Origin of the sequence: Bacillus sp. SIMBA_008 (assembly GCF_046535495.1) — a bacterium.
GTDB lineage: Bacteria > Bacillota > Bacilli > Bacillales > Bacillaceae > Bacillus > Bacillus subtilis.
Map to the genome: position 1 here is coordinate 127,277 of NZ_JAWRWL010000007.1, position 24,276 is coordinate 151,552.

A 24,276-nucleotide genomic window follows, 5' to 3' on the forward strand; every position below is an offset into this window, starting at 1 on the left:
CTAGGAAGTAAACAAAATAAATAAATTTCTGTCTCAATATCAAAGTATACTTAAGTTAGTGAGACAGAAATTGAAATTTTGAAATTTTACTGCTGAATGACAAATCAAAAAAATGGTGTTGTCAATCCATAATAAACGGCTTCTAAATCTTCCAGCGTCATATCGCCATATGCGCATTTGATAACCGAGTCAGCAAATATATCGTAGTCATAATCTGTAGAAAAATCTTGCTGCAGCTGTTTTTCGTAAACTTCGATCTGATCTTTTTGATGCTGGATGTCTTTTTCCTTACCTGGATAGTCCGGACCATTTATCATATTACTCATTTTTTTGTACAGCACCATATACTGTTTCAGTATTTCATCCACAACGCAAACCTCCTATTAGATGATAAAAACGGACATCGTTACTGATGTCCGCCAAAAAAAGCTTAACTAATTTGGTTCTGTTCCCCAAATCAGTTTTCCTTGATCATATAATGTGATTTTTTTCGTTGTTTTAAACGTATTTGATTTGAAAAAGGAATAATCGCCGCTTTGTGCATAATTGCTCCAGTCATCATTGTGAAGACGAAGCTGAATATTCCCTGTGCTTGCTCCCGGTGCCAGCGTTCCGTTTTTAAATCCAAGTTCCAGATAGGTATCTGCACCTTGCTTTGGTTTATGCAACGTCACAAACTTGTATGTCACATTGCCGCATCCAAGCTGCGCGTAGTCACAGTCAACGTTTTGGCCTTTGTTTTTCGCGTTATACCAGTAACGGGCAGTGACATCTTTTAAATCAACCGTGGTATTGCCGTTATTTTTTATTTGAAGCTGCGGACGGATTTGGTTGCTGTTCATACTCCCATCCCCTGCTCTGTATTGTACAGAAATACCGTTTTCCTGTGTGGGTTTATCTTTTGCTGGCGTTTCAGGAATGTCCTTCGTCGAATCTTTGGTGCCGAGAATGTTTTCTCTAACGAATGTTCCTGAAGCAGATAAATCTGACAACCGCCAGCCGCCTGTTTTAGATGCCCCCGGCTTTAAAGCTGAGGATGATTCCTGCTTATCAGAAAGATTCCAGTTCACCCAGCTGATGGTCTTGCTGTCGAGATATTTCAGCCATTCCCTCGATTGATCAAGGAATACACCGCCATTGCCAGACGCGTCGCTTGTTCCCCACTCTGTCACAAAAATAGGTGCTCCTTTGCTGAGTGCATAGTTTGCTTTATCCCGTAAAAATTGGCCGTGTGTGCCGGCATAAAAATGAAGTGCGTACATAACGTTTGCATCTTTTAGCTGGTCATCGGCAGCATCATTCACATCCTGGCTCCATGTACCGGTTCCGACAATGATGATGTTGTCTGGATCATTTTTGCGGATAACGGAAATCACTTCTTCCGCATACGGTTTAATATCACGCTTCCAGTTCACATCACCGTTTGGTTCGTTTGCAATTTCATAAATGACGTTTGGCGTGTTTCCGTAAAGGCTTGACATTTCCTTGAAGAATTCTTTTGCCTTCTCTTTATTTTGGTTTGGATTACCGTCATTTAAGATATGCCAGTCAATGATGACATATATCCCAAGCTCTTTTGCCGCTTCAACCGCTTCTTTCACTTTATTTTTCACGGACGGGTTGTCAATATAACCGCCATCTGCCGTATACATCGCTGCACGGAAAACGGTGATACCCCAATCGTCCCTCAGCCATTTTAAGCTGTCTTTATTGACATATTCTCCATACCATTGCAATCCGTGTGAACTGATCCCCTTCAGCTGTACCGCTTTACCGTCTCGGTTAACGAGCTGTGTACCTTTTATGCTAAGCTGGCCATTCTTGGCTACTGGCGTTTTTGTCCCTGCTGCTGATGCCGGCGAAGCCAGCATGCCGCCCATTGTCAATAACGTAATCAATAAACACGTAATAAAAATAGAGATTGACCGTTTCATATCTGATCTTTTCCTCCTTCGCATCATTTTGGCTCTACACTTCTTATGAGCACGAACTCATTGTAAAAATCTTTCTCATGATTGTCTATCAACCTAATTTCTTGTTTTTGGGAGGTTTAAAAGTCTGTCAATTTGTCTATCTCCATTGAATAAGACACACATGATACATATAGAACAAAGAAAACCGAACTGAATTGGGACTTTACACGTCATTTTTCATTCGAGTCGAAAAATTAAATTTATTTCCAATAATGAAAAAGCTGCATTCAACTATTGAATGCAGCTTTGTTTTATATTTAAATTATGCTTCTTGTTTCTCATCTTCCCATGTTTCAGCGTTTTTCAGCCCTGGGATGTTTTTCGCTTTAAACACAGGATCAAGTCCTTGCTTTCGCTGTTTCGCGTAATCTTTATACACTTTGTAAGCAACGTTTGACAGCAGCGTAATCACAATTAAGTTGATCAGCGCCATGATACCCATAAAGAGGTCCGCCATATCCCAAACGATTTGGAAGCCTGATAAAGATCCATACACAACCATAGCAATTACAGCGATACGGTAAATGTTCAGCCATGTTTTGCTTGTTTTAATAAATTCAATGTTTGTCTCGCCATAATAATAGTTGCCGACAACTGAACTGAATGCAAACAAGAACATTGCGACTGCGATGAAAGTCGGCGCCCAGCCTCCAATATGATGGTTAAGAGCAGCCTGTGTGACTTGGATGCCGTCGCCTTTTGGCGTTACACTGTACAGCAAAATAATAAATGCTGTGGACGTACATATGATAAATGTATCAAAAAATACGCCTAATGTTTGAATAAAGCCTTGCTTTGCCGGATGGGATACATGAGCCGTCGCAGCCGCGTTTGGTGCGCTCCCCATTCCTGCTTCGTTTGAAAAAAGTCCGCGCTGCGCACCGATAACGATGATGCCGCCTATTCCGCCGCCGACGACTTGTTCAAAACCTAAAGCATTTTTAACAATTGTAGCGATAACGCCAGGGAAAGCTGTAATATTCGTGATGACAACAAATAAAGCGATAAGGATATAAATGCCTGCCATAACCGGCACAATTAACTGTGAAACAGCGACAACACGTTTTAAACCGCCGAAAATGATAAACGCAGTTAAAACCGCCAGAACTATGGCTACAACTATTTTATTCACATGGAATGCGCCATCCAATGCTCCAGCAATTGTATTTGTTTGAACAGCGTTAAAAATCAAGCCGAATGAGACGGTAATTAAGATTGCAAAAACGATGCCAAGCCATCTGGCTCCAAGACCCTTTTGAATGTAGTAAGCCGGGCCTCCGCGGAAATCCTCCCCGTCTCTCACCTTATAAAGCTGCGCTAACGTACTCTCAACAAAACTTGAAGCCATACCTACTGCAGCTACTACCCACATCCAAAATACAGCGCCTGGTCCGCCTGTCGCAATTGCTAAGGCTACACCAGTCAAATTCCCTGTGCCGACTCGGGATGCGGCCGAAATAAAGAATGCCTGCATAGATGAAACACCTTTATTTCCTTCCGGCTTCTCCCCTACTATTCTGAACATTTCAATAAAATAACGGAATTGGATAAAACCAAAACGTATGGTAAAAAATAATCCAAGCCCTATTAAAATATAAAATAGGTAATTCCAGATGAAATCACTTGGAATATTAATTAAACTATTGAAAAAAGACTCCATATTTACCTCCCGTTTTCATCAATTCAACACGAATTCGATTTTGATGTTAGATTTTTTAACACAACGAGTTTTATTATATCACAATATGACGAATTAGGAAGTTTTTTCGAGAAGAATATTGTCATAGCCAGATGTTACTCTGTCGACCCCTTCTCTATTATTTTCCTACGAATAAAAACATTCCTTGCAAGCTGGCTTTAAAAAAAGAGTACCCTCTTAACAATGTAATCATTTCTTCCCATTCTCTTGCCTTTCTCTTTGATTTAGCACATAAATAAAGTAATAAACCCTAAACAACAAACATATCATTTAAAATATGTTTTTATTCACACCATAAACCGGGTATACATACGCTAATAAAAGAAGTTTTCTCTTTCAAAAATAAGCAAAAAGATATATACTTAACAAGGTTAAATTTATTTTTAAATTTAATAAATCAGGTTTACTTTTAGGATGGATTGGGGTATTATTATAAAAATATTCAGTAATATTAAAGGAGGGGGAGATCATTTGAAAAAAGTAACGATATTGAAAGCATCCATCTTATTCTTGGCGATTGCCAGTTTTCATTTGTTCTCAATTCCCCACGCCTTTGATATCGGCCATCATTATAAAGCCGTAGCCGACCAGCAGGAAATGCATGAGATGAAAGCCGGCCAAAATGCTGATGATGAGAAGAAATCCATCACAGGGGCATTTACGCTGACCGCTTTATGGGCAATGGCTGTTCTGCTGCTGACCGCTGAAAGCAAAAGTACGGGATACTCCCGCAGACGTCAGCGGAAAAAAAGCTTTATACTGGCCAAATTTTATCAATCGTCTTATTTCGGCAAACTTCATGTTCAACATCACCCGATTATGTAACGAAAATATGAGGAGGCTGTTAAACATGTTGTTTATCTTAAGAATGGTGATTTTAGGCTTATTTTCTTTCACAGCGCTGAATTTATTTGTATGGCAGGGAATTGAAGTCATTCATGCTGTAACAGATCTATTCACCAACCATGAAAGCTGATAAAAAACAAACGAAACCCGCTCATATAGTATGAGCGGGTTTTTTATTATTGTTCTGTATGAAGGCGCCAAACAGCTGTAACCTTACCTGATTCCTCTTCATCAAAAAAGAAAGAGCCATTGCTGTATCTGTCGTTTGTCCGCAACTCTTTTGCCTGCAGTTCTTTTCTGTCGCCTTTTTCTGTTTCTGCCATTAGCCGCTGTTCAAGACCGCAAGCGAACAGTGCTACAACACGGTGAGGATTCTTTTTCAGTTCCCTTAGCATTACGACACCGCGTTTTGCGCGGGATGTCTTCTCGAACTCAGAAAGACTCATGCGTTTTACCGCTCCCCGCTGTGTGAACAAGACAATTGAATCAGATTGCTGAAGGATCTCACCGGAGACAACAAAGTCATCCTCTTTTAAGTTAATCCCTTTGACACCTGCCGCACGTGCGCCAACTACATTCACTTCGTCTTCTCCAAACCATAGGCCGTACCCTAAGTGAGTGGCCATAAAGATCTGGCTTTCCCCATTTGTTACATGTACATCAATCAGTTCATCTTCACCCTTCAGATTTAAGGCCACAAGCGCCTTAGAATAACGCTGTGCTTTATAATGGGTGAGCTCTGTCTTTTTCACCATCCCGTTTTTCGTAAAGAATAGAAGATATGCCGACGGATCAAATTCTTTTATCGGTATGGCCTTTACAATCGTTTCATCACGGTCAATAGTGATCAGATTTGAAAAATGCTGGCCCATGTCCTTCCATCTGATATCAGGCAGCTGGTGAACAGGACAATAGATGTAGCTTCCTTTGTTCGTAAAGAGCAGCAGCACGTCTGTCGTATTCATTTCAAACTGATGCAGCATCCTGTCCGTATCTTTCATTCCGAAGTCCTGACCGTTGGAAGCGGCAAATGAGCGCTGGCTCGTCCGTTTTAGGTAACCATCCTTCGTAACGGTTACATATACATCCTCAGATGCAACCATGACTTCGAGATTGATTTTAATTTCTTCAATTTTTTCTTCAATCACGGAGCGTCTCGTATCTGCATATTTCTTTTTCAATGCTTTTAAGCTGTTTGTAATCACTTTTAGCAGTTTTTTATCATTGCTCAGAATAGATTCGAGCTCTTCAATTTTTTTACCGAGCTCTTCTGCCTCTTCCTTAAGCGCTGTGATATCGGTATTGGTTAAACGATATAGCTGCAATGACACGATGGCTTCAGCCTGAGGCTCTGTAAATTCATATTTGGCGATCAAATTGTTTTTAGCGTCACGTTTATCGCTAGAAGAACGGATTGTTGCAATCACTTCATCCAAAATAGACAAAGCTTTCATGAGCCCTTCTACGATATGATGTCTGTCTTTTGCTTTTTGAAGCTCGTAAACGGACCGGTTTGTGACAACTTCCTTTTGGTGTCCGATATATGCATCCAAAATAGACGGCAGGCTCATCAGCATCGGACGGCGGTTATGGATAGCCACCATATTGAAGTTATATGTGATCTGCAAATCAGTATTTTTATATAAGAAATTCAAAATGCCTTTGGCATCAGCTTCTTTTTTCAGTTCAATGACCACTCTCAGCCCTGTTCGATCCGTTTCATCACGAACCTCTGAGATGCCTTCAACCTTTTTATCAATACGGAACTCGTCCATTTTTTTTACAAGGTTTGCTTTATTTACTTCAAATGGAATTTCAGTAATGACAATTTGTTCTCGTCCGCCTCTGATTGTTTCAATTTCAGCCTTTCCGCGAATAATGATTTTTCCTTTTCCGGTTTCGTAAGCTTTTCTTATCCCGTCAATGCCCTGAATAATACCGCCTGTCGGAAAATCAGGCCCTTTAATGACTTCCATGAGTTCATCAACAGAGCAAGATGGCATTTGAATACGCTTAGTGACAGCATCAATGACTTCTCCCAGATGATGAGGGGGAATGTCGGTCGCGTATCCTGCTGAAATCCCGGTAGATCCGTTGACCAATAGGTTAGGAAACATCGCCGGGAGTACGACAGGCTCCTTGCTTGTGTCATCGAAGTTCGGCACAAATTCAACCGTGTTTTTGTCAATATCCCGAAGAAGCTCAGATGCAATCGGAGATAATCGTGCCTCTGTATAACGCATGGCTGCCGGGGGATCTCCGTCGATACTTCCATTGTTTCCATGCATTTCGATTAACACATTACGAACTTTCCAATCCTGGCTCATCCGCACCATTGCTTCATAAACCGAGCTGTCACCGTGCGGATGATAGTTACCGATGACGTTACCGACCGTTTTGGCCGCTTTTCTGAAGTTTTTATCAAACGTGTTTCCATCTGTATGCATCGCATACAGAATTCTGCGCTGTACCGGCTTTAATCCGTCTCTCGCATCGGGCAGCGCCCTGTCTTGAATAATATATTTACTGTAGCGTCCAAAACGGTCGCCGATCACCTCTTCTAATGGTAAATCATGAAATAATTCTGGCTGTGACAATCATTAAACCTCCTCAGCGACCGATAAGTTTTCATTTTCTAAAATATTGCTTTCTTCATCTAAGCCGAAAGCGACGTTTTTCTCAATCCACTTTCTGCGCGGCTCTACTTTGTCTCCCATTAACGTCGTCACACGTCTTTCTACACGTGCCGCATCGTCAATTTTGACCCTAACAAGTGTGCGGGACTCCGGATTCATCGTCGTTTCCCACAGCTGGTCTGCGTTCATCTCTCCAAGACCCTTATATCGTTGAATGGTATAGCCTTTGCCGACTTTTTTCAGGACATCACCCATCTCTTCATCAGACCATGCATATTCAATGATTTCCTTCTTCCCGCTTCCTTTACTGACCTTATATAAAGGTGGCAGCGCAATGAACACCTTGCCATGCTCAATGAGTGGTTTCATATAGCGATAGAAAAAGGTAAGAAGCAGCACTTGAATATGGGCGCCGTCAGTATCGGCATCGGTCATAATGATGATTTTGTCGTAGTTGATGTCATCGATTGAGAAATCTGCCCCGACTCCCCCGCCGATCGCATGAATGATCGTATTGATCTCTTCATTTTTAAAGATATCAGCAAGCTTAGCTTTTTCTGTATTAATGACTTTACCACGTAAAGGCAGTACCGCTTGGAATCTGCGGTCTCGTCCCTGCTTGGCTGACCCGCCTGCTGAATCTCCCTCAACGAGATACAATTCATTTTTTGCCGGGTTTCTTGAACCCGCAGGCGTCAGCTTTCCGCTTAAAGTCGCTTCTGATTTTTTTCGTTTTTTGCCGCTTCTTGCTTCTTCACGGGCTTTGCGTGCCGCTTCGCGCGCCTGGCTCGCTTTGATTGCTTTTTTGACAAGAAGCGTTGCAGTGTCCCGATTTTCCTCTAAAAAGTAAGCAAGCTGCTCTGAAACAATCGCATCCACCGCTGATCTTGCTTCACTGGTACCGAGCTTTCCTTTTGTTTGTCCCTCAAATTGAAGAAGCTCCTCAGGAATGCGGACAGAAATAATGGCTGAAAGCCCTTCCCTTATATCGGTGCCTTCAAGGTTCTTATCCTTTTCTTTCAGCAAAGCAACTTTTCGCGCATATTCATTAAAAGCACGCGTCATCGCAGTTTTTGCACCTGACTCATGCGTCCCGCCGTCTTTTGTTCTGACATTGTTGACAAACGACAAAATATTTTCAGAATAACCATCGTTAAACTGGAACGCAAAGTCCACTTCTATAGAATGATGCTCCCCCTCAAACGAGACCACTTCAGACAAGACGTCTTTTTCTTCATTTAAATAAGCAACAAACGCTTCTATGCCGTTTTCATAATAAAAGACCTCATGCTGGTCATTGCGTTCATCAATCAGCTCAATTTTCAATCCTTTTAACAAAAACGCAGACTCTCTTAAGCGCTCAGAGAGCGTTTCAAAATTATAAGTGGTTGTGCTGAACATCGTTGGATCTGGCTTAAAGTGTGTAAGAGTTCCCGTCTTTTTTGTTTTGCCGATCTTTTCGAGAGATGTAACCGGTTTTCCTCCATTTTCAAATCGCTGCTGATAGACAAAACCGTCCCGCTCAATGGTAACCGTCAGCCATTCAGATAAAGCATTCACGACTGATGCACCAACTCCGTGGAGCCCGCCGCTTGTCTTATAGCCGCCTTGGCCGAATTTTCCTCCGGCATGAAGCACCGTTAAAATCACTTCAGGGGTTGGTTTGCCGAGCTTATGCATTCCGGTCGGCATGCCGCGGCCTCTATCCTGTACAGAAATACTATTGTCTTTATGTATTTTGACGATTATGTGATCTCCATGGCCGGCAAGCACCTCGTCGACAGAGTTATCTACAATTTCATAAACCAAGTGGTGCAAACCTCGCGCGTCAGTAGAGCCAATATACATACCCGGCCTTTTCCTGACAGCCTCAAGGCCTTCGAGCACCTGTATGGCATCTTCGTTGTAATCAAATTGCTGTTTTCTAGCCAAACGTACAAACCCCTTTCAAAAACTAACATTGTCTTTCTCTTTTTCAGTGTTACACATCATTTGTATATAAGATATTTTTTATAAACCTCGCCTCGAGCCAGTACTGCCTTGGACTCCTCATTATAACCAATATGTTTGCAATCGCAACATAGAGCTAACGAATCAGTTCTTCTCAAAACATCGGCTAGTGCTGTTTTTACACCATGAGAACGTATGTTTGTTTATTATATATAAAGCAGCAGACCTTCGCAAATCGAACGGCCGAAACCCAGCTGGACAAGGTATTCAAAAAAAGCTGTTCAAGCTTTATTGTATCTGTTTCACCGTAATACGCAAACAATATCTTAAAATTAAAAAGCAAAAATCCTTGAATTTACAAGGATTTTTGCAGTTCTGCACCTATTTTGTTACAGCGTGTGCCACTTTTATGCACAGATCCATGATAACCGTTCTGCCTTTTTCTTTTAGCATCTGGTATGCTTCCTCATTAACTAGCCCTTGCTGTGCCCAAAATACTGGCGCATCTGTCTCTAAAAACTCTTCCGCCACTCCAGGAAGCTGTTCTGATCGCCGGAATACATTTACGATGTCAATCGGACCGTCTATCTCTTTTAAAGATGAAACGGCTTTGATACCTAGCGCCTCATCAATTGTAGGGTTCACAGGGATAATTTCATAACCCGCGTCCTGCATTGCTTTTGAAACCATATGTGACGTTCTATCCGGACGGTCTGAAAGCCCTACTACCGCTATACGTTTGCTTCTTTGAAGAATCTCTTTAATTTCCGCTTTAGAAGGATTTTGCATCGTGTGTCACTCCTTTTCCACTTATTTTACACGATCAAAACAGGAGAAATCAAAATATGATGCATGTTTGATTGGATTTGTAAGCAAACTTTACAAAAAAACTTATCATCAGATCATGACATCTCATGTTAAAATAAAAAGAAGGGAATTTGAAAAAGGAGAAATGTAGATGTTAATTGCTTTATTGATTATTTTGGCCTACTTGATAGGCAGCATTCCGTCTGGCTTAATTGTGGGCAAGCTTGCCAAGGGAATTGATATTCGGGAGCACGGAAGCGGCAACTTAGGCGCTACCAATGCATTCCGTACATTGGGTGTAAAAGCTGGTTCGGTCGTCATAGCCGGAGATATTTTGAAAGGGACACTGGCAACTGCATTGCCTTTTCTCATGCATGTTGATATTCACCCGCTTCTTGCAGGAGTCTTTGCGGTTTTAGGCCACGTGTTTCCCATCTTCGCCAAATTTAAAGGCGGTAAAGCCGTGGCGACATCAGGAGGCGTTTTGCTATTTTATGCACCCCTGTTATTTATCACGATGGTTGCGGTATTCTTCATCTTTTTATACTTGACTAAATTTGTTTCTCTCTCATCGATGTTAACAGGGATCTATACTGTTATATATAGTTTCTTTGTCCATGATACGTATTTATTGATTGTCGTTACCCTGCTCACTATTTTTGTGATATACAGACACCGAGCGAACATTAAACGAATTATCAATAAAACAGAACCTAAAGTAAAATGGTTATAAGCTTAAAAAACTTCTCTTTTGACACAGAATAGCCTAATACGTTTATAATAGAGAAAATTCAAATGAAGAACAAAGGGGTGTTCTGTTATGAATATGACAATTAACGAAGACGCATTGAACTGGTATAAAGAAGAACTCGATTTGGAAAGCGGAGACCAGGTTCGCTTTTTCGTCCGCTATGGAGGCTGCAGCAACGTTCAAAAGGGTTTTTCTCTCGGTGTAGCGAAAGATGCCCCACAAGAGGCTGGAGTTACTGCAGAAGCTGACGGCATTACCTTCTTTATTGAAGAAAGTGATTTATGGTACTTTGATAACCACGACCTTCTCGTCAGCTATTCAGAAGACGCTGATGAACCGGTTTTTGAATACCAATAAAAAAGAACGCACATCATGTGCGTTCTTTTTTTACAAATGAAATCGTATAAGATGATCGGTTAGGTTTTCTTGTTCCAAAACATATTTTTGCGTTTCACCCAGCAGATCGAAGTGAGGAAATTCACTTTTCTTATGGATCCATTCTTTTTTTAACCCGTACGCCGCTCCCCACTGAACCAGCTTATCAATGTCTGCACAACCGGCTTTTGTTACAGTCCTTGCTCCCGGAAATCGGTCATCCAGCCAGTAATGTGTTAAAAATGCGATTTCTCCTCTTTTCACTGCTTGTTTCCACCGGTTAAGTTCCTCCCGTTTCACACCAAACGCCATATCCCATTCACTTCCCTATTTTTTGGCCTTTTCATATGATGTGTGCCAATCTGGAAAAGCTTTGCGGAATTGAATTGGCTTAAAGCTTTCTTTATCCACACAAATATGAGATGAGGTGGCTTTGATGGAAAGCTCACCGGCCGGATTATAAATGTGATAACCATAGACGGTTTTAAAGCCGTTATATTCCTCTATCCATGTATGTACAACCGCGGTTTCTCCGTAATGAAGCGGCTTTTTATAGGAAATGTTGATATCAACGACTGGGGACAGAACGCCTCTTTTTTCCATATCACTATATAAAAAGCCTAAGTCCTTAATCAAGGCCGTTCTGCCGACCTCCATCCACACAAGATAATTTGCGTGATAGACAATTCCCATTTGATCTGTTTCTGCATAACGCACTTCTATTTCTTTTATTGATACATGCAAGATTACTCTGCTCCCTTAACGTCAATTTAGCCCCATTTTACCATAATCAAATCAGAAAGAAAAAAACCAGGTTTCCCTGGTTTTTTAAGAACGGTATCCGTTTTGTCTCGCTGCAGATTCGTCCTGTATTTCATTACGAAACGCTTCAATGCTCTGTTCGCGCCTTGCATTTTTTTCTTTGATACGCTGTTTATCTTCTCCTGAAGCAAACTCCATTGATGCTTCTGCTTCTTCTATATTTTCAATTGTATTTTGAACCATATCCTGCAATTTTTCCACATTGTCAGAACGATCATCAGGATTAGGCTGCTGATATTGATTTTGGTTCTTTGTCATTCGGATGTACCTCCTAGAAATAAACTCGAATTTTCGCTACTCGCCTTTTGTCTGCATGATAATCGGCCGCTGTCCTGAAGTATCATGCATTTTTTCCCCTTTATTGGCTTTATATTTTACAGGCTTTGTACCCAAGTGGCTTGGAGCATATTGAGGCTGACCGTTTTTCTTGTTGTTTCCCATGTTTATCCCTCCTCAACAGATAGGTTTCTCAAAAGGAGGGGTAAACATGAATACAAATTAAAGGTTATTTTTGCTTAAATCGCTGTTCAAGCTTTTCCTCAAGCTGATTTAAATACTCTGTATTGGTCATCAGCTCTTTTTTGTTTTCCATGACGAGCTCATGAAAAGAACGTTTTCTCATCTTCTTCACGCTTCTCACCTCCGCATATTCTTTTATTTTTTCCAATTCTGAAAACTTGTAAGCATATCTGAGCATAAAAAAAAACTGAATCTAATCAAGATCCAGTTTTTGTTCCATTTCTTTTTTTGTCATGGTGCCAACATGTATGTCTTGGATAACACCTTTTTCATCTAAGATATATGTCGTTGGATATGACATCACGTTATAGTCAGCATTGATCCCTTTTTTATCAATCAGAATGGGGAACGTTAAGTCATAAGTATCAGCAAACGCTCGGACCTGTTTCTCACTTTTCTCAGCTGAAGTGAAATTTACCGCAACAACCGCAAGTTTGTCGGCGTACTCTTTTTGCAGCTTTTCCATCGCAGGCATTTCCTGACGGCACGGCTTACACCAAGTTGCCCAAAAATTGAGCAGCACTTTTTTGCCTTTTGCATCCTGTAAAGAGCTTTTCTCTCCTGATAGCGTTTTCAAAGAAAAATCAGGTGCTTGTTGCCCCTCTTGAATTCCGACTTCTTTTTTGCTGTATGTTTGATATAAATTCCATCCCGTATAACCGACTAGCATGATAAGCAGGATCCCTGCGAGCCATTTTTTCAGCATATGCCACCTCCGCAGCACATTGTGTCATAAAAAGAAGAGAAAGCGAAATGCCTTCTCTTCCTATTGATTCATCAGGACTGCTTCATTTTTTCACGAAGCACCATTTGAAGGATGCCGCCATGGCGGTAGTAATCAATTTCAACTTCACTATCAAAGCGGACGACTGCTTCAAAAGTTGTTACATTGCCGTCTTCATTGATTGCTCTTACAGTCACAAGGTCACGAGGACGAACTGTTTCATCAACATCTACCTCGATGACTTCTTTACCCGTTAAGCCGAGTGTATCCGCATTTTCACCTTGTTTAAACTGAAGCGGCAGCACACCCATGAATACAAGATTGCTTCTGTGAATTCTTTCGAAGCTCTCTGCAATGACCGTTCTGATGCCGAGAAGGTTTGTTCCTTTTGCAGCCCAGTCACGTGAAGATCCCATACCATAGTCTTTTCCTGCTAATACGACAAGACCGGTTTTATCTTCTTTGTATTTCATGCATGCATCATAGATGGATGTTACTTCACCAGTCGGCCAGTACGTCGTAAATCCGCCTTCTGTACCCGGTGCGATTTGGTTTTTGATGCGAATGTTGGCAAATGTTCCTCTCATCATGACTTCATGGTTTCCACGGCGGGAGCCGTAGGAGTTAAAGTCACGAGGTGAAACACCTTTTTCTTGCAAATACTTTCCGGCAGGCGTATCTTTTCCGATTGCCCCCGCAGGAGAAATATGGTCAGTTGTGACTGAATCGCCGAATTTACCGACAACACGCAGTCCTTTTAATGGCTCAACCTTGCCTGGCTCAACAGACATCTCTTCAAAGAATGGTGGGTTTTGGATGTAAGTTGAATCGTTATCCCATTTATATAAAGCTTCATCTGTTGTTTCAATTTCGTTCCAGCGCTTGTTGTCATCAAATACTGTTTCATACTCTTTGCGGAATAGCTCTGGCGTAACAGTTTGCTTAACAAGTGCATTGATTTCGTCCATTGACGGCCAAATATCATTAAAGTATACGTTTTGACCATCCTTGCCCACACCGATTGGATCGGTTTTTAAGTTAATGTTTACCGTTCCAGCCAGCGCATATGCCACAACAAGCGGCGGTGAAGCAAGATAGTTGCCTTTAACAAGCGGGTGAATACGTCCTTCAAAGTTACGGTTTCCGGAAAGGACAGACGTAATCAGAAGATCATTTTTCGCAACCGCTTCTTCGATTTCCGGTGAAAGCGGACCTGAGTTCCCGATACATGTTGTACAGCCGTACCCAACGAGGTTAAAGCCAAGCTCTTTCATGTATGGAAGAAGGCCTGAATTCACAAGATATCCTGTAACAACTTTAGAACCCGGTGCAAGTGACGTTTTCACGTAATTAGGCACCTTAAGCCCTAACTCAACCGCTTTTTTCGCTACCAGTCCGGCGCCGATCAGAACGTATGGGTTTGATGTATTTGTACAGCTTGTAATCGCAGCAATGGCGATCGCACCCGTTTTCATAACTGTTTCTTCGCCGTTAAGGAGTTTAAACTTAATTTCTTTATTTTCTTCCTCAGCATTTAAACCGAATCCTTGGTTACCTGCAGGGCTGACTAATTGCTTTTTAAACGTTTCCTGCATAGCAGATAGCGGGATCAAATCCTGAGGACGCTTTGGACCCGATAAGTTTGCTTCAATTTGAGACAGGTCAATTTCAACCACATCAGTAAATTGAGGGTCTTCCGCATCTGGAGTGTAGAACAAGCCATTGCTTCTGCAGTATGCTTCAACAACATCAATATGTTCAGGATCACGGCCAGTCAGGCGCAGGTAGTTAAGCGCTTCTTCATCTACTGGGAAGAATCCGCATGTAGCACCGTATTCCGGAGCCATATTCGCAATTGTTGCGCGATCTGCAAGCGGCAGTTCAGCAATTCCCGGTCCGAAGAATTCAACAAATTTACCGACAACGCCTTTTTCACGCAGCACTTGTGTTACTTTTAACGCCAAGTCAGTAGCTGTTGTTCCGTTCGGAAGCTTGCCGACAAGTTTCGCGCCGATTACCTCTGGAACTGGGAAGTAAGAAGGCTGTCCAAGCATTCCCGCTTCAGCTTCAATTCCACCGACACCCCAGCCGAGAACACCGATACCGTTAATCATTGTTGTGTGTGAGTCTGTTCCGACAAGCGTATCAGGATACGTTACAAGCTCGCCGTCTTCTTCAATGGCATGGACAACACTTGCCAAGAACTCAAGGTTGACCTGGTGCACAATACCTGTTGCAGGCGGTACTGCCTGATAATTGTTAAACGCTTTCTTTGCCCAGCTTAAAAATTTGTAGCGCTCTGCATTTCTTTCGAATTCCAAGTCCATATTTACTGCTAATGCATCTTCTGTACCCGCTTTATCTACCTGTACAGAGTGGTCGATAACAAGATCAACAGGAATTTCAGGGTTGATTTTATCAGGATCTCCGCCGACAGCTGCCATTGCTTTACGCAGTGAAGCCAGATCTACTACTGCCGGAACCCCTGTGAAGTCTTGTAAAATAACACGAGACGGTTTGAACGGAACGTCGATATCCTTTAATTCGGCAGTTCCCCATTTTGCCAAATTTTCCACGTGTTCTTTTTTGATAACGAAGCCGTCAACTTGACGCAATACTGATTCTAAAAGAACTTTGATGGAATAAGGAAGCTTCGAAACCTTTCCTATACCTGAATCTTCTAACGCTTTTAAAGAGTAGTAATGATATGTTTTCCCATTTGTAGTAAACGTTTTTCTCGCTTGGAAAACGTCTTTTGCTGCAGTTTTTTGCTCGTTTGCCATTCTCCAAAATCCCCCTTCAGATCAGATCATTCTCAGATGAACATTACATTCCATCACAATTTTCTCACAATTTCATATTAAAACAAAATCATACATAAGTAAATATCAATGTTTTTATTAAATACAATAAGTTAGACTTATGAGAAAAATGTACCGGTAATTTTTACTGTTTACGCTCTCTCATATAACACAATAAAAGAAGCCATATTATGATTGAGGTGATAATGATGGTCAAAAGAAAAGCGAATCACGTCATTAACGGAATGAATGACGCAAAAAGCCAAGGCAAAGGCGCCGGCTATATTGAAAACGACCAGCTTGTACTGACTGAAGCAGAACGCCAAAATAACAAAAAAAGAAAAACCAATCAATAACACCGAACTCTTTTAAGGAGGTTCTCATTTTATGACCAATAAGAATACAAGTAAAGATATGCATAAAAACGCCCCTAAAGGACACAATCCCGGCCAACCTGAGCCTCTAAGCGGAAGCAAAAAAGTAAAGAACCGAAACCATACAAGACAAAAGCACAACTCAAGCCATGATATGTAAGAAAAGCAGACCTTAGTGTCTGTTTTTTTATGCGTTCACCCATTTATAATCCACCGCATATGATGTAAAGCAAGGTTGATATGTGGAGGAATGCTTCCATGAACCATTCAAAACGCAACGATGCGAATGATTTCGATAGTATGGATGAATGGCTTCGGCAATTTTTTGAAGACCCCTTCGCCTGGTACGACGAAACATTGCCTATTGATTTATATGAAACAAGTCAGCAGTATATTATAGAAGCGGATCTGACTTTTTTACAGCCTACACAAGTAACAGTTACCCTTTCTGGATGCGAGTTCATCTTAACTGTCAAATCGTCAGGACAGACTTTTGAAAAACAAATGATGCTTCCTTTTTATTTTAATGACAAAACCATTCAAGCCGAATGCGAAAATCAAATACTCACAGTCGCCGTCAATAAAGAAACAGAAGATGGCTCTTCTTTTTCTCTTCAATTTCCTCTCAGCTAAACATAAAAAGTCACTTTCATCCCCTATTATGAAAGTGACTTTTTTTTCCGTCCATTTATCGTCAAATACCCTCTAGTGACTCTCCCATGGCCAAATAGCAGATTCACTATACAATAGAATATGATCTACTATCTCTTTTGACTAGACGTCTATCACTTTTTTCTATTCTTTTTTTACTGTGTTCTTCTAATCTCTCTTCGTATACAATATGGTTAGAATAAGGGGGAATGATTGATGCTGGAAGGATGGTTTTTATGGTTTATTCTGTTTTGGGTGATCATGATGGTAGTCTTATTATCAATCGGCGGTTTTTTCATGTTTCGAAAGTTTTTAAAGCGTTTACCAAAAGAGGACGGCAGATCAGAGCTTGATTGGCAGGATTACTATATTGAAAACAGCAGACATTTATGGAACGATGAAAACAAACAGTTTCTAGATGAATTGACTGCGCCGGTGCCAGAGCTGTTCAGAGATGCAGCAAAAGCCAAAATCGCAGGCAAAATCGGTGAGCTTGCATTAAAAGAAAAGGTAGCAAAGATTGATCAGCAACTTATGATCAAAGGCTATATTCTCGCAACTCCTAAAAGAGACCATACCTTCTTAAAAAGGCATCTGCGGGACAAAAAAATCGATTTGGAACCTTATCAGACCCTTCTCAAATAAAAAACCTTTCCTGACAAGAGGAAAGGTTTTTTAATTCATTTGAATATTAGCTGACTGCAGCTCGTTATGAAGTTTTCGATATGATAAATACATGGCGATTCTCCAAGGCACAATCATACCGAAAGCCAGAATCCAAAACATTCCGCTCAGTGCACCATAATCGATTGATGTGCTCAAGATCGATTTCATCACGATTCTGATCACCAAAAGACCGACTAATATAAAAACAAATGCTTTAGAGCGTTTCATGTAAATTTCATTATTTTTAATTTCGAACTTAGAAGTTTTGATTAGAAAAATAGAGAAAATCACACCTAAAGTGAATGCTTCCAAAAACTCTGCACCAGTTACCCAAAATACCGGAAATAAAAACATTAACGCTCCCGTACTCATAAAAATCGGCGGAAGAATGATTTTTTTTGGTGAAACAGGCTTGTCAGAGGACTTTATTCTGACCACCATCACAGCTACAGCCATTAACACAGCAATAATCGATGAAACTATAATCATCATACTTATCATTCCTTTGTTTCTCGGAGTGTTGATACTATATACTATACTCCAAAACAATAAAAAAAACCATTTTGAAAAGAAATGACTTTAATGTCCCATAACGCGGCTTACAGCTTCCAGCACTTTTGTTTCCTCAAACGGCTTAACAATAAAATCCTTTGCCCCCAGCTCAATTGCTTCCGTTACAATTCTTTGCTGGCGCATGGCGGTGCACATGATGACCTTCGCTTTAGGATCAAAGGTTAAGATATCACGAAGCGCTTTTATGCCGTTTTTCACCGGCATTGTAATATCCATTGTCACAAGGTCCGGGCGCAGTTTTTTATACAGGTCCGCTGCTTGTTCACCGTCCGCCGCTTCGCCTGCGATTATGTAATTTGCCTCTTCCAAGATCTCTCTGATTTTCACTCTCATGAACTTGGCGTCGTCTACAACTAAAACTCTTGTCATATTCCCCTCCAACAATCGATTTCCACAGATAATAGTCTTATTGTACCAAAAACAAAAGGATTAGTAGTAGTACGAAAGTAATTTACCGTCAAAAACCAGTAAAGCCTCCAAAAAGATCTGACAGCAAAATAATGATCAGGCTCATCCAATTAAAGAATAACAGCACACCAATCACAATCATCAAAACGCCGCCAGCTTTCATAATTAAAAGCTGGTTCTTCCTTATCCACTTCAGCTTTGTGATAAAAAAAGACAATAAAAGAAACGGTACCGCAAAACCGAGTACATATAACATCATGTATGGCACCGCTGAGCCCGGATTGGTGCCTGCAAGTGTGATAACAGCAGCTAATATCGGACCGGTACATGGTGTCCATCCAGCTGCAAATGCCATTCCGATTATGACCGAACCTAAAAACCCGCTTGGTTTATGCTTAAAATGGATTCTCCGCTCTTTCATCATAGCCTCAGGCCGGAACACCCCGAGTGTAATGAAACCGAACAAAATAATAAGCAACGCGCCAATTTGCCGAATCGCATCGTGATAATCCCTAAACAGACTGCCAATAAAAGATGTTCCATAGCCTAAAGCAATAAAAATGACTGAAAAGCCAAGCAAAAAACACAAAGTATGAAACAGGCTTCTTTTCTGCAGCAGCAGCTTTTCTGTTTTTACATCGTCCATGCTGACCCCTGTAATATATGACAAAAAAGCTGGGTAAAGCGGCAGGCAGCAAGGCGAAATAAAGGATAAAAACCCCGCTCCGAATGTCAAAAAATAATTCACGTCTCCCATGTCATCATCCCTTCATGATTTGACATTCCTTCAAGTTATGACAAAATCATTTCATTTTTTTAACACTTTCACTTGAAGGATTTCTATTTTCAGAAAAAACTTATATAATTTAATTTGACACTGAGACATTATACTCCTTCTCATTTGAAAATTAGTATAAATATGGATATAATATAAACATTCACTTTGAAGATCTAATGTATGAAAGGATACATCCCTGTGATTAGAGAGCATCTATTAAAAGAAATTGAAAAAAAAAGAGCAGAGCTGCTGCAAATTGTCATGGCGAACGGAATGACATCTCATATTACGATAGAGCTCAGTCAGGAGCTTGACCATCTTCTCATACAATATCAAAAGCAGCGCCTTCGAGCAGTAGCGGGTGATGAATGATTGCAAAATAAAAAACCCGTATAAGGGTTTTTTATTTTATAACCATGTTTCTCTATATCATAATCTTTACGTATTATTTCGTTTGATTATTCATGGCTTTCATCATTTGATTGATTTTCTTTTGAGAAGGTTTCATTCCCATTTGCATCATCATCATGCGTAACATTTGTTCATTAATAGGCGGATTCTTTTTCAGGTAGCTCATCATATATTTACGAGCAATAAAAAACCCGAGTGCAACACCTATGAGCAATGCAACAACGCCCACTAGGATGCCAACCCATAAAGTCATTTTATTTCCTCCTTCATGTTGTCTAGTTTAAAGTGTACTAAACCAAAAGCTATTATACAACATTTACATCTCTTTTTCTTCGGTTTTAGACAAAATTTCTTTCTTTCACCGGATTTAGCCATCCGTAACGCTTCGAATTGAAATCCATTGCTAAAAAGCAAGGGCTAACTTTTCTTAACACTTCAAAGAATATCGTTTCTGCCTCGTAATCTCCCGAAGCCACAATTTCTATCATGTGCTCCTTCATCATAAACGTCGCGTGGCCTTTTGCTTTCGGCAAAGCTATTCTATAAATATAATCCAGCTGCCTGTAATCCGTCTTGTTTAAATTCATTTTTAACCGCTGATGCATATGTAAAATCGGGATTGGTTGTGTAATATATTGAATCTGTTTCTCTGTCATTTCATACTGCTGCTTTTCAAGGCTTGTCCAATGATAGTCTTGAAACAGCTCAAACATAACCGATTCCCGGCCGAAATAGTGATTGGCAAATTCCTCTTTGATCAGGTACGTATAGTAGTGACGTTCCATCTTTTCATCCCCTTTTCCAGCAGCAATTCATTTGCTCTCTATTATACAAAAGAAGAAAAGAAAGAATTGTCTATTACTGTTAAACAGCCAATACTATTTTTGTCGGATAAACAAGAAAAAGAGGATGATTTGACTCATCCTCTTTCAAAAGTTTACTTATTGATTAATGCCTTAACTCGATTCACTACGTTCGGAACTGAGAAGCCGTATTCGTTAATGATAGTTTCACCTGGAGCAGATGCACCGAATCGGTCTATGCCGAGAACGTCACCTTCAAGTCCCGTGTATTTGCCCCATCCAAATGATGAGCCCATTTCAATTGCAAGACGTTTTTTCACATCTGCAGGAAGGACTTCGTTTTTGTATTCATCAGATTGTTTCTCAAAACGGTCCATTGAAGGCATGCTGACAACAGAAACATCGATATTTTCTTTTGCCAATTCAGCCTGCGCTTCAATTGCAAGACCTACCTCTGATCCGGAAGCGATGAGAAGAGCGTCAGGTGTTTCGTTTTTAGATTTAGAAACGACATATGCACCTTTTTCTACTCCTGCCAATGCTTCTTCAGATGTTTGATCGATGGTAGGAAGGTTTTGACGTGTAAGCACTAGCGCTGTTGGGTGGTCAGTGCTTTGCACTGCAAGCTTCCATGCTGCTGCTGTCTCATTGCCGTCTGCTGGACGGATCAAAGAAAGGTTAGGCATCGCACGGAGTGAAGCAAGCTGTTCAACAGGCTCGTGCGTCGGACCGTCTTCACCAACCGCAATACTGTCATGTGTGAAGACATATGTCACAGGAAGGCCCATTAACGCTGCAAGGCGAATCGCAGGACGCAGGTAATCAGAGAAGACAAAGAAAGTTCCGCCGAATACACGAAGACCGCCATGAAGCGCCATACCGTTTAAGGCTGCACCCATCGCAAATTCACGTACACCAAACCAGAAGTTTTTGCCTGAGTAATCAACCGCTGTAAAATCACCGGCATTTTTAATAGTCGTTTTGTTCGATCCCGCTAGGTCAGCAGAACCTCCGACAAAGAAAGGAACTTTTTTCGCAAGTCCGTTGAGAACTTCACCGGAAGATGCACGGGATGCCAGGCTGCTTCCTTTTTCATACACAGGAACCTCTTGATCCCAGTCCTTCGGAAGCTCTCCTTTGATTGCCAGTTCAAGCTGTTCAGCAAGTTCAGGATAAACTTCTTTATATTTAGCGAATTGAGCATTCCATTCTTGTTCTTTTTTCTCACCTGATTCTTTAACAGCTGCAGCGAAATGCTCATAAACTTCTGACGGAACGTAGAAGTCTTCTTCATACGTCCACGCGTAAGCTTCTTTTGTTAATTTGCTTTCCTCTTTACCAAGCGGTGCACCGTGAACACCGGATGTACCGGCACGGTTAGGTGAACCGAATCCGATTGTCGTTTTCACTTCAATTAATGTAGGTTTCTTTTCATTTTGGCGTGCTTTTTCGATAGCCGCTGTTAATTCTTCAATATTGTTTCCATCCTCAACATAAAGAACTTCCCAATTCATTGCTTCAAAACGCTGTTTCACGTTTTCAGAGAATGAACGGTCGAGGTCTCCATCAAGAGAGATGTCATTAGAATCGTATAGTACGATCAGACGGCCAAGCTGAAGATGGCCTGCGAGTGAAGCGGCTTCAGAAGAAATACCTTCCATTAAATCACCATCACCGCAAATACTGTATGTATAATGATCGACTACGTTAAATGCATCGCGGTTGTATGTTTCCGCTAAATGGCGTTCAGCAATTGCCATACCGACTGCCATGGCAATTCCTTGGCCAAGCGGACCTGTTGTAGCATCAACACCGGCAGTATGTCCGAATTCCGGGTGTCCAGGTGTTTTGCTGCCCCACTGGCGGAATCCCTTAAGATCTTCAATACTAAGATCAAACCCGCTTAAATGAAGCATGCTGTATAATAGTGCTGACCCGTGTCCAGCAGATAAAACAAAACGGTCACGGTTAAACCAGCCAGGGTTTGCCGGACTTACGTTCATAAATTTTGTCCACAGCGTGTATGCCATTGGAGCGGCTCCCATCGGCATCCCTGGGTGACCAGAATTTGCTTTTTCAATAGCGTCTATTGACAGTGTGCGAATGGTAGCAACTGATTTCTTTTCAATTGTATCCATAAAAATCCCCTTCCTTATGTGTTGTACCCTTACATCATAAATGTCTGACGACTTTTTCTCAACTGTTTCAGCTTAAATTTGAGAGAAACTTGTTGAATTTTGTCACATAAGAGTTTTGATTATAGTATATGCAAAAGAGGAATACGATATTGCCGTATTCCTCTTATATTAGTGAAGTTTGTTATTTCTTTTTTCTCTTTTTAGCTTTTCTGGTGTTACATCATTGCCTTCTGGGTCAATGATTTTCACGCTTTTTAACGTGTTCTTCATAGAAGAACGAAAACCTTTCAAGTACTCTTGACGGAGCTTTTGCTGTTCGGCTTTTTCTTCTTCTGTAATAACGCCAGCTTTAGCTTTGGCAGCAAGCTCATTAATTCTGGCAATTTTCGCGTTTGAAATCATGTTAAACTCCTTTATTGCATTTTGTCTATATAGTACTAGATCAAAAAAAGTTTTACAACTGATTCACTCTGCTGTCTCTACATTCTCTATGTATTCCTGAAAACGCCGGTGAACGGTTGCTTTAGAGACATCATAGCCAAACCCTCTTAGGGTAGCCGCGATTTCAGCAAACGTTAGTTTATTCGCTCTTAGGCGGACGATCTCAGAGATTGGCACCTCTATTTTTTCTTTTCCACTGTTCTCATGTTGGTTTTTTAAGTTTTTTTGCGGTTTAAAACCGTTTTTTACTGCACGCTTCATTCCCCGTCTGATTTTCATGTTGTGAATCTTTCGCTGATACTCTTCCACAATGCTGACGATTTCCAAGACCATTGAGTCAGCCTCCGATAACTCCAGTTCACCTCTGTGAGCCGTTGTATAGACTTTCACACCTTCTCTGTAAATACAATGAAGCAGTGCGATTTTTGCGTTTCCCCGCCCGAGCCTTGTCTCGTCCTGAACCAAAATGACATCAATTCCAGCGATCTTAATCTCATCAAGCAGCTCAAATACACCATCCCGATCCATTTCATATCCGCTGGCTTTTTCTGAAATCACTTTGACGACTTCCATGCCGTTCTCCGCAGCAATGGCCGTAAGCTCCTCTTCCTGCCGCTTTAATGACGTTTCCTGCTGTTCTTTATTTGTGCTTACACGGGCATAAATGAGTGCTTTCATTTTATCTCTCTTTCCTCTCTATCTTACAGTTGCCAATTCATATGCATCCTGATGCTTCTTTTTCAATGGGATCACTAACTCATCACCCGGCTGGATATCAGATGTTTGTAGTTGATTTTTATCAGCTACCCATTCAATAAAATCATTTTTGTTTATCTTTTTTGTATCTGCTACCTGATCAGCAATTGACCAAAGTGTGTCGCCTTGCTGGACTTCTATTTTAACATACTGATTAAGCTCCTGGCCGCTGCTTGTATATGACAGCATAAGGATAACCGCGCTCAAAATCACTGTGAACAGACCGACAAAAATAATAGATTCTTTACTCATGATCATAACCTCCAACAGGAATGTTTGTTCGCATTTTTATAATTTCAGTATATACGAACAAACGTTTCTGTCAATTGTTTTTTCGAACCTATGTTTGTACTGTAAGGAAAATCATGCTATAA

The 24,276-nt window shown here is 41.0% G+C and carries 31 protein-coding genes; 9 read left to right on the plus strand and 22 right to left on the minus strand.

Annotated features, from left to right (window positions below; genetic code table 11):
* Window positions 1-104: 104 nt before the first annotated feature.
* The 3 genes from SB658_RS19945 to SB658_RS19955 form a co-directional block, all read right to left on the minus strand.
* Entirely contained in the window at window positions 105-368 is a 264-nt protein-coding gene (locus tag SB658_RS19945) for a YnfE family protein (RefSeq protein WP_029726679.1), read from the minus strand.
* A 66-nt stretch (window positions 369-434) separates the two neighbouring features.
* A complete protein-coding gene (gene eglS / locus SB658_RS19950) occupies window positions 435-1,934 on the minus strand; it encodes an endo-1,4-beta-glucanase EglS (RefSeq protein ID WP_029726678.1) in 1,500 nt (499 codons plus the stop codon).
* A 301-nt stretch (window positions 1,935-2,235) separates the two neighbouring features.
* Window positions 2,236-3,633 (minus strand): alanine/glycine:cation symporter family protein, encoded by a 1,398-nt coding sequence (locus tag SB658_RS19955; protein WP_015383775.1) that lies wholly within the window; start codon window positions 3,631-3,633, stop codon window positions 2,236-2,238.
* A 510-nt stretch (window positions 3,634-4,143) separates the two neighbouring features.
* Between SB658_RS19955 and SB658_RS19960 the strand changes: the two genes are divergently transcribed.
* The gene (locus SB658_RS19960) at window positions 4,144-4,497 is read left to right on the plus strand and encodes a hypothetical protein (protein ID WP_003245190.1); all 354 of its coding nucleotides are present in this window, start codon (window positions 4,144-4,146) and stop codon (window positions 4,495-4,497) included.
* Window positions 4,498-4,522: 25 nt separating this feature from the next.
* Window positions 4,523-4,648: a hypothetical protein gene (locus tag SB658_RS19965; RefSeq protein ID WP_003231548.1), complete on the plus strand. Its 126-nt coding sequence runs from the start codon at window positions 4,523-4,525 to the stop codon at window positions 4,646-4,648.
* 46 nt (window positions 4,649-4,694) lie between these two features.
* On the opposite strand, the gene parC is transcribed toward SB658_RS19965, so the two are convergent.
* The 3 genes from parC to SB658_RS19980 form a co-directional block, all read right to left on the minus strand.
* Window positions 4,695-7,115, minus strand: a complete 2,421-nt coding sequence (parC, locus tag SB658_RS19970) for a DNA topoisomerase IV subunit A (protein ID WP_038427726.1) — start codon at window positions 7,113-7,115, stop codon at window positions 4,695-4,697.
* A gap of 3 nt (window positions 7,116-7,118) precedes the next feature.
* The gene (parE, locus tag SB658_RS19975; RefSeq protein ID WP_014479944.1) at window positions 7,119-9,086 is read right to left on the minus strand and encodes a DNA topoisomerase IV subunit B; all 1,968 of its coding nucleotides are present in this window, start codon (window positions 9,084-9,086) and stop codon (window positions 7,119-7,121) included.
* A gap of 399 nt (window positions 9,087-9,485) precedes the next feature.
* Window positions 9,486-9,893: a CoA-binding protein gene (locus SB658_RS19980; RefSeq protein WP_014479943.1), complete on the minus strand. Its 408-nt coding sequence runs from the start codon at window positions 9,891-9,893 to the stop codon at window positions 9,486-9,488.
* Between the two features lie 169 nt (window positions 9,894-10,062).
* Between SB658_RS19980 and plsY the strand changes: the two genes are divergently transcribed.
* Window positions 10,063-10,644 (plus strand): glycerol-3-phosphate 1-O-acyltransferase PlsY, encoded by a 582-nt coding sequence (plsY, locus tag SB658_RS19985; protein ID WP_003231560.1) that lies wholly within the window; start codon window positions 10,063-10,065, stop codon window positions 10,642-10,644.
* Between the two features lie 87 nt (window positions 10,645-10,731).
* A complete protein-coding gene (locus SB658_RS19990) occupies window positions 10,732-11,019 on the plus strand; it encodes a HesB/YadR/YfhF family protein (protein WP_003231562.1) in 288 nt (95 codons plus the stop codon).
* 30 nt (window positions 11,020-11,049) lie between these two features.
* On the opposite strand, the gene SB658_RS19995 is transcribed toward SB658_RS19990, so the two are convergent.
* The 7 genes from SB658_RS19995 to acnA form a co-directional block, all read right to left on the minus strand.
* The gene (locus SB658_RS19995; RefSeq protein WP_029726676.1) at window positions 11,050-11,349 is read right to left on the minus strand and encodes a hypothetical protein; all 300 of its coding nucleotides are present in this window, start codon (window positions 11,347-11,349) and stop codon (window positions 11,050-11,052) included.
* 15 nt (window positions 11,350-11,364) lie between these two features.
* Window positions 11,365-11,781, minus strand: coding sequence for a YbgC/FadM family acyl-CoA thioesterase (locus tag SB658_RS20000; RefSeq protein ID WP_029726675.1), 417 nt, complete (start codon window positions 11,779-11,781; stop codon window positions 11,365-11,367).
* A gap of 84 nt (window positions 11,782-11,865) precedes the next feature.
* Window positions 11,866-12,117, minus strand: a complete 252-nt coding sequence (gene tlp / locus SB658_RS20005; RefSeq protein ID WP_003231568.1) for a small acid-soluble spore protein Tlp — start codon at window positions 12,115-12,117, stop codon at window positions 11,866-11,868.
* A gap of 36 nt (window positions 12,118-12,153) precedes the next feature.
* Window positions 12,154-12,300: an acid-soluble spore protein SspN gene (gene sspN, locus SB658_RS20010; RefSeq protein WP_003231569.1), complete on the minus strand. Its 147-nt coding sequence runs from the start codon at window positions 12,298-12,300 to the stop codon at window positions 12,154-12,156.
* A 64-nt stretch (window positions 12,301-12,364) separates the two neighbouring features.
* Entirely contained in the window at window positions 12,365-12,490 is a 126-nt protein-coding gene (locus SB658_RS20015) for an FbpB family small basic protein (RefSeq protein ID WP_003244964.1), read from the minus strand.
* A gap of 81 nt (window positions 12,491-12,571) precedes the next feature.
* The gene (locus SB658_RS20020) at window positions 12,572-13,084 is read right to left on the minus strand and encodes a redoxin domain-containing protein (protein ID WP_003244797.1); all 513 of its coding nucleotides are present in this window, start codon (window positions 13,082-13,084) and stop codon (window positions 12,572-12,574) included.
* 71 nt (window positions 13,085-13,155) lie between these two features.
* Window positions 13,156-15,885, minus strand: a complete 2,730-nt coding sequence (acnA, locus tag SB658_RS20025) for an aconitate hydratase AcnA (protein WP_003245728.1) — start codon at window positions 15,883-15,885, stop codon at window positions 13,156-13,158.
* Between the two features lie 227 nt (window positions 15,886-16,112).
* Between acnA and sspO the strand changes: the two genes are divergently transcribed.
* From sspO to yneK, 4 genes are all read left to right on the plus strand, one after another.
* Entirely contained in the window at window positions 16,113-16,259 is a 147-nt protein-coding gene (sspO, locus tag SB658_RS20030; RefSeq protein WP_003244839.1) for a small acid-soluble spore protein SspO, read from the plus strand.
* Between the two features lie 31 nt (window positions 16,260-16,290).
* Window positions 16,291-16,437 (plus strand): small acid-soluble spore protein P, encoded by a 147-nt coding sequence (locus tag SB658_RS20035; RefSeq protein WP_003221237.1) that lies wholly within the window; start codon window positions 16,291-16,293, stop codon window positions 16,435-16,437.
* Between the two features lie 80 nt (window positions 16,438-16,517).
* A complete protein-coding gene (gene cotM, locus SB658_RS20040; RefSeq protein ID WP_015251997.1) occupies window positions 16,518-16,910 on the plus strand; it encodes an outer spore coat protein CotM in 393 nt (130 codons plus the stop codon).
* Between the two features lie 234 nt (window positions 16,911-17,144).
* Entirely contained in the window at window positions 17,145-17,573 is a 429-nt protein-coding gene (yneK, locus tag SB658_RS20045; protein WP_003231580.1) for a DynA interaction protein YneK, read from the plus strand.
* Window positions 17,574-17,603: 30 nt separating this feature from the next.
* Here yneK and SB658_RS20050 read toward each other — a convergent pair whose 3' ends face one another.
* From SB658_RS20050 to ccdA, 3 genes are all read right to left on the minus strand, one after another.
* On the minus strand, window positions 17,604-18,095 hold the full coding sequence (locus SB658_RS20050; RefSeq protein ID WP_072174017.1) for a CcdC family protein: 492 nt from the start codon (window positions 18,093-18,095) through the stop codon (window positions 17,604-17,606).
* A 78-nt stretch (window positions 18,096-18,173) separates the two neighbouring features.
* Window positions 18,174-18,536 carry a response regulator gene (locus SB658_RS20055; protein WP_003245707.1) on the minus strand — a complete coding sequence of 121 codons (363 nt, stop codon included), beginning with the start codon at window positions 18,534-18,536 and terminating at the stop codon, window positions 18,174-18,176.
* 88 nt (window positions 18,537-18,624) lie between these two features.
* On the minus strand, window positions 18,625-19,332 hold the full coding sequence (gene ccdA / locus SB658_RS20060) for a cytochrome c-type biogenesis protein CcdA (RefSeq protein ID WP_124059914.1): 708 nt from the start codon (window positions 19,330-19,332) through the stop codon (window positions 18,625-18,627).
* Between the two features lie 219 nt (window positions 19,333-19,551).
* On the opposite strand from ccdA, the gene ynzD reads away from it, so the two are divergent.
* Complete coding sequence (gene ynzD, locus SB658_RS20065) at window positions 19,552-19,725, plus strand: aspartyl-phosphate phosphatase YnzD (protein WP_010886518.1); 174 nt, start codon at window positions 19,552-19,554, stop codon at window positions 19,723-19,725.
* Window positions 19,726-19,798: 73 nt separating this feature from the next.
* Here the strand turns inward: ynzD and SB658_RS20070 are convergent, their stop codons facing one another.
* The 6 genes from SB658_RS20070 to yneA all read right to left on the minus strand — a co-directional run bounded on the left by SB658_RS20070 (window position 19,799) and on the right by yneA (window position 24,160).
* Window positions 19,799-20,017: a YneF family protein gene (locus SB658_RS20070; RefSeq protein ID WP_003221221.1), complete on the minus strand. Its 219-nt coding sequence runs from the start codon at window positions 20,015-20,017 to the stop codon at window positions 19,799-19,801.
* An 85-nt stretch (window positions 20,018-20,102) separates the two neighbouring features.
* A complete protein-coding gene (gene sirA, locus SB658_RS20075) occupies window positions 20,103-20,549 on the minus strand; it encodes a sporulation inhibitor of replication protein SirA (RefSeq protein ID WP_003231591.1) in 447 nt (148 codons plus the stop codon).
* 152 nt (window positions 20,550-20,701) lie between these two features.
* Complete coding sequence (gene tkt, locus SB658_RS20080) at window positions 20,702-22,705, minus strand: transketolase (RefSeq protein WP_124059913.1); 2,004 nt, start codon at window positions 22,703-22,705, stop codon at window positions 20,702-20,704.
* A gap of 168 nt (window positions 22,706-22,873) precedes the next feature.
* The gene (locus SB658_RS20085; RefSeq protein ID WP_024573193.1) at window positions 22,874-23,107 is read right to left on the minus strand and encodes a DUF896 domain-containing protein; all 234 of its coding nucleotides are present in this window, start codon (window positions 23,105-23,107) and stop codon (window positions 22,874-22,876) included.
* Window positions 23,108-23,170: 63 nt separating this feature from the next.
* Complete coding sequence (locus tag SB658_RS20090; protein WP_024573194.1) at window positions 23,171-23,824, minus strand: YneB family resolvase-like protein; 654 nt, start codon at window positions 23,822-23,824, stop codon at window positions 23,171-23,173.
* Between the two features lie 18 nt (window positions 23,825-23,842).
* Entirely contained in the window at window positions 23,843-24,160 is a 318-nt protein-coding gene (gene yneA / locus SB658_RS20095; RefSeq protein WP_003231598.1) for a cell division suppressor protein YneA, read from the minus strand.
* Window positions 24,161-24,276 lie beyond the last annotated feature (116 nt).